The 4,269-nt window shown below is 48.5% G+C and carries 5 protein-coding genes; 2 read left to right on the top strand and 3 right to left on the bottom strand.

The features are described from left to right. Positions 1–70 precede the first annotated feature (70 nt). Positions 71–1,591 carry a hypothetical protein gene (locus KSY82_RS10075; RefSeq protein WP_217751103.1) on the bottom strand — a complete coding sequence of 507 codons (1,521 nt, stop codon included), beginning with the start codon at positions 1,589–1,591 and terminating at the stop codon, positions 71–73. Between the two features lie 170 nt (positions 1,592–1,761). Between KSY82_RS10075 and KSY82_RS10070 the strand changes: the two genes are divergently transcribed. Then, positions 1,762–1,971 (top strand): hypothetical protein, encoded by a 210-nt coding sequence (locus KSY82_RS10070; protein ID WP_147357156.1) that lies wholly within the window; start codon positions 1,762–1,764, stop codon positions 1,969–1,971. A 7-nt stretch (positions 1,972–1,978) separates the two neighbouring features. Here the strand turns inward: KSY82_RS10070 and KSY82_RS10065 are convergent, their stop codons facing one another. Both KSY82_RS10065 and KSY82_RS10060 read right to left on the bottom strand, forming a co-directional pair. Continuing rightward, positions 1,979–2,776 (bottom strand): hypothetical protein, encoded by a 798-nt coding sequence (locus tag KSY82_RS10065; protein ID WP_117743949.1) that lies wholly within the window; start codon positions 2,774–2,776, stop codon positions 1,979–1,981. Further along, positions 2,769–3,884: an AAA family ATPase gene (locus KSY82_RS10060; RefSeq protein WP_118267980.1), complete on the bottom strand. Its 1,116-nt coding sequence runs from the start codon at positions 3,882–3,884 to the stop codon at positions 2,769–2,771. Before KSY82_RS10060 ends, KSY82_RS10065 begins: the two co-directional genes overlap by 8 nt. Positions 3,885–4,074: 190 nt before the next feature. Between KSY82_RS10060 and KSY82_RS10055 the strand changes: the two genes are divergently transcribed. Then, positions 4,075–4,269 (top strand): hypothetical protein (locus KSY82_RS10055; RefSeq protein ID WP_217751102.1); only part of this gene is annotated, 195 nt, incomplete at its 3' end.

Here is a 4,269-nt window from a genome sequence, read left to right as displayed (position 1 = left end):
CGAGGCCGAGCGCAAAATGGATTCTAAAAAACACCTTGCCAAATAGGAGCGTCAGCAGTCGGGAACCATTCTATTCCGCCTCTACGATTTCGTCTGCATTGCCTTCGGTTTCGTTGTTCGGCTCATTTATCTTAGTGTTCTTGGCCACCGTCTCTGTGTCACCGTCTTCTGCAGGGAGGTAATACATTAAGCCAAATAGCTCATTTATCGCTCTGCGAGTATTTGCAGCTGAGACACCGATGCGCTTCAGCTGCATTGCATAGACAAGATAGCGTAGAAGCAGCAAATCAAGAATGGCAGCGCCTTTGAAATCCTTGTCAATGTTTCCATGGGCAAAGTCATTTCTTTGCTCAGCCAGCCTGCTTCCAATGACTTCGTAGGAAAATTCCTCATCATTCCTTTTGTATAGACCTTCCCCAAATACCCCAATCATTTCATGAAAATCTCGACCAGCCTGTACTATCTTCGATTCCAGATTGCTAAAGCCGATGCTCTTCTTTGCATATTTCAATATCTTTTTAGCTTTTCCGGAGCTTTGGTTAATGCATTCATCCATCTGAGCTGATGCTCGTTGCTCAGCAGCCACTCGAGCTTCTGATTTGACAACTCCGCTTGGATACGCTTGGTCAAATTCCCATTCAAATGCTGCGGAAGTCAGCACGAAGTCCGATGCATCGAGCGTATGTCCCTTTTCGTATGTTTCAGGAATATGCCTTAGGTAGATTTCTCCGTCTGCAATCGCTCCAAACATTTTAATCTCATACGGGTCCAGCAAAGACAGCTGAATATATCGACCTTTTTCAAGAGGCTTGGTATCAAATGGCTCTGAGGATCTCGCTAGCTTGAATTCAGCTGTGCTGGGGTAATGCGAGTCGTCGTACATAGCCTGCAGGCTGCAATCCTCAATTAGTGTGTTTTTGCTGAATGTCAGATATTTGAGGAAGTCTTCTGCTGCATGCCACAGGCGATAGAAAAACCAGTAATCGTCCGTTTCATCAAACTCGAAAATCATGCTGGAATTAAGGGTGATGGGTGGAGTACTAATTTTCATACTGCATGTCCACCCAACTGAGAAATACGCCGCGATATCTCTGCCCTCAAAGCGAAATGCTCTCTTCACGGTCGAAGTTCTGTCGAATCCATTTGTCCTGATTGAGATGATTCCCTTTTCTGTAAGGTCGTCAGAATCAAATACCTGCGAGAATGCCCTATTAACCGGATGAATGTAATTCAAGGCCCTGCCGGATAGAGTCATCCTGCAAAAACCATTGGTATTCGGGCTACATTCCAGATACCCAGCAACGTTGATATACAGAGTCGAATTTCGACTTCCGACAGTCGATTCCTCCCTGGTCAAAAAGATCAATCGCTTGCTTGTCTCGTTGCAGAAGCCGTCAAGATAAGGCACATCAACAGTCAAAGGGTCGCCGGATGTATACACACCGGGGCAAATTTCTTTTTTTAGCCAACCCCACATAATGTCATTCTTGCGTTCTTTGGGCGGGATGAGAACAAGCTCAGAGCCATCGAACACAAAGACAAAATCAACATCTTTGAATTTTAGAGTTCCCGAATACGTGTTGTCTGTCATCTTATTTACCCCTCATAATGACCTTTCCAGTCCTTGTTCGCAACCTTGTCGCCGATCCTCTCGAGATCGACGCAGGCGAAATGCCAGTCTCCTAACAGCTTGTCCAAGCTGGGCTTAACGGGTTCCACATCACCTGCGTGAACCCGAAGTCGGAGTGGGGGAAGCTGATAGTGAGGTACTTTCCCGAGCTCGCGCCGCTGCAGGCGATTCGGAACAACTATCCGAAGACCCCGCTCACGCTCGACCGCGTTGACGTGGGAGGTCGCGGCGGCATCAGGCAAGAGAACATCATCGACTGGATGCTGTCCGGGGCATGGCCAACAACATCTCTTATGCCGAGTTCACAATTTAGACAGGAGAACCTGTACCCGCGAGATTAATTGCGTCTCATCCATTTCCTCGGGGGCAATCATCGAACTTAAGGTGGCGCATCGGAGCCATGGAATTAAAGAACTTATCACCGAAATAGTCGAGCAGAAACTCTGGAAAAGCCGATAGCACAAACACCGAACCGTCCTCGATCCGCATCCTTTTCTCCTCGCGGAAGATCGCATCGACCGTAACCAGCTCTCGATACGTCTCAAATGAAACCTCATCGAGACCGAGCAGGCACTTGCATCTCAATACGAAGGCAGCGATTGCATCTTTCCATTGGGGAAGCTCCATGTGCTTCCCCACGTTAACGTTTCCCTCTCCCGACTTATTTTTATATTGAGCGATTTCCGAGTTGTCAACAAAACAGCCTGAATGCGCCTGGCACTGCCCTGCGCGATAATCGTACAGTGCCTCGACCATCGGGTAGCTTATATAGAGCTTTCCGCTCTCGTGCTCGTTATCGAATGCGAGGAGCATCGCCTCCACAAGGGCATCGGACTCGCATCCAGGCGCATTGTTCTGATGAGAGTCGTAGTCAAAGAAGAGAAAGACCTCATCAACAGAATCCCTCTCCACGCCCTCTAGACATTTTGCAGCAGAAGGCACCGTTTCTCTCAGTACCTCCACAACATCCAGATCGAAGTCCTCCTCTGCAAGCCGCTCGTAAAGCATGTAGATGTTCTGCGCCGCTGGCAGACAGATCACCCTCAGATCATCTCTCCCTTTCAGAAAAAGATCCTTCATCTTCTCCGCAAAGCGCAGGTCACGCGACTCTCCTTCAACGATGAAGAGCGTGACCGGGCTAGCCATCGAAAGCACCGGCCTTAAACATCTTCTGGAGGTTATGCGCCAATCTGAGCTCCTTGGGTGTTAGCTTTTCCAGCGAGCGAATCTCCCCCTCCTTGAGAATGAAATAGACATCGGGACGCATGAGGTCGTTCGTCAAAAGGTCCGTGTTGTGCGTCGTAATGAAAACCTGGACACCCTCAAGGTCCCGTAGCATCTCCACGATCGACCGGGACAATTCAAAGTGATAAAAGGCATCGAATTCATCGATAAAGACCAAGGAAGCCTTGCTCATCTTGATATACCAGTAGTAGTACAGAGCAAGTGACATGGTGCCTGTCGAGGCGACCGACGCAAACGGAACGGTACCGCCCTCGAACCTGCAATAAAGCTCGGGAACTCCATTCACGTCCACGGATACGAGGTTCAGGGAGATTCCCTGCTGGCGCAAGAATTCTTGGAAGTCCTCCATCTTTCCTTCGCGAATAATGCCCTGGGTAAAGATATCCGAGCCAACCGAAAGCCCCTGATATCCACGCTCATCGAGCGAGTAGAACATGAGCATGTTGTCGACAAAGGAGGTGAAGGCTCTAAACGCCCTGGCAGACGGCTCATCTCGCAGTATTGCATTGCTCTTGACATATTTGACACGCGACAGCCTGTCGGACTCAGTGGGGAGATCGGTAGAAAGCGAGAGGGACTCGGCGCCCGGCAGGTCAACATGGCCCGTTTGAGCGTCGAACCTGTAGCTCAAGACCTCCACGCCAGCAATGTACAGACTCTCGTATACAAGCGTCTGTGGGTCGGTTTTCCCGTAGCGGTATACGACCTCGATATTGTCGAAGACAAAATCGTATTGAAACTCTGTAATTGAACTCTTTGAATTAAGGCACCGGTATGGCGAGTATTTTTTGAGCAGCTTTTCCTTGTCGGTCAGATGCAGAACAATGTCGAATATCGCGAGGGCGAAATTGGACTTTCCACTGCCATTCGCACCATATATGATGCCCTTTGCCTTAATGCCATCCTGAATTACCTGTTGATTGAATGAATAGTTGGCGGGATCGGATAGATCAAATGTAATTCGCTTATTGAAGCACTTGAAATTTGAAACCGAAAACTTCTTGAGCATGGCACGGCTCCTCTGCTTTCTGAGTCTATTTGAAACACAGGATAAAGTAGCTTAGCAAATTGGTCACTTTGCCCGTATTTTTAATACGGATATTCCGAAGAAAAACTACGGAAGTACGCGATATACGCCGGGCCTGTCCAACCGATCATAGTCTTCGCAGGGCAAGACTTCTTCGCGCGCGAGGGAGAATGTGATCTCGATCGTTAGGCGCACGCTGATAAAACTAGGCGGTACCGTCTCAGCGACCCCGCCTTACAAATCCGAAGGTTTTTCATCTAAATCTATTATGAACCATCTTTTATGGACTATCGGAACCATTTATCAAACAACCCTTGATTATCAACTTCATCCGAACACCTCCCACATTCATCCGTACATGTGCGGA

The sequence above is a fragment of the Collinsella aerofaciens genome, assembly GCF_019131995.1.
In the GTDB taxonomy this organism is placed as follows: domain Bacteria; phylum Actinomycetota; class Coriobacteriia; order Coriobacteriales; family Coriobacteriaceae; genus Collinsella; species Collinsella aerofaciens_S.
Note: the sequence above shows the minus strand (reverse complement) of the source record. Positions and strands in the feature narration are given on the sequence as shown.

Excerpts from the sequence above, each read along its gene's own strand:
- KSY82_RS10075 (WP_217751103.1), bottom strand. The coding sequence starts at position 1,591 with ATGACAGACAACACGTATTCGGGAACTCTAAAATTCAAAGATGTTGAT.
- KSY82_RS10065 (WP_117743949.1), bottom strand. The coding sequence starts at position 2,776 with ATGGCTAGCCCGGTCACGCTCTTCATCGTTGAAGGAGAGTCGCGTGAC.
- KSY82_RS10060 (WP_118267980.1), bottom strand. The coding sequence starts at position 3,884 with ATGCTCAAGAAGTTTTCGGTTTCAAATTTCAAGTGCTTCAATAAGCGA.